This window comes from Catenulispora rubra (assembly GCF_015356825.1).
Taxonomy (GTDB): domain Bacteria; phylum Actinomycetota; class Actinomycetes; order Streptomycetales; family Catenulisporaceae; genus Catenulispora; species Catenulispora rubra.
Genome location: NZ_JAACYW010000762.1, coordinates 1 through 428 on the forward strand (window position 1 = coordinate 1; position 428 = coordinate 428).

Sequence of the window (428 nt, forward strand, 5' to 3'; positions counted from 1 at the left end):
GTGGCCGGTGATCGTGGTGTGTTCAACCACTATGGGCCTACTGAGACGACGATCGGCGTGGTGGCCGGCCGGTTCGATCGGAAGTCGGTTGCCGCGGGTGTGGTGCCGCTTGGGGTGCCGGTGGCCAACACTCGTGTGTACGTGCTGGATGGGTCGTTGAGTCCTGTTCCGGTGGGTGCGGTGGGTGAGTTGTATGTGGCTGGTGCGCAGGTGGCGCGGGGGTATGTGGGGCGTTCGGGTCTGACTGCGCAGCGGTTCGTGGCTTGCCCGTTCGGCCCGGCCGGCGAGCGGATGTACGCGACGGGTGACCTGGTGCGGTGGACCGTTGAGGGTGAGCTGGTGCATCTGGGTCGTGCGGATGAGCAGGTGAAGGTGCGTGGCTTCCGGGTGGAGCCGGGTGAGGTGCAGGCGGTGCTGGCCGCGCACGA

The 428-nt window shown here is 67.5% G+C and carries 1 protein-coding gene; it reads left to right on the top strand.

Annotated features, from left to right (window positions below; genetic code table 11):
• Positions 1-428 (top strand): AMP-binding protein (locus GWK61_RS55305; protein ID WP_194922384.1); only part of this gene is annotated, 428 nt, incomplete at both ends.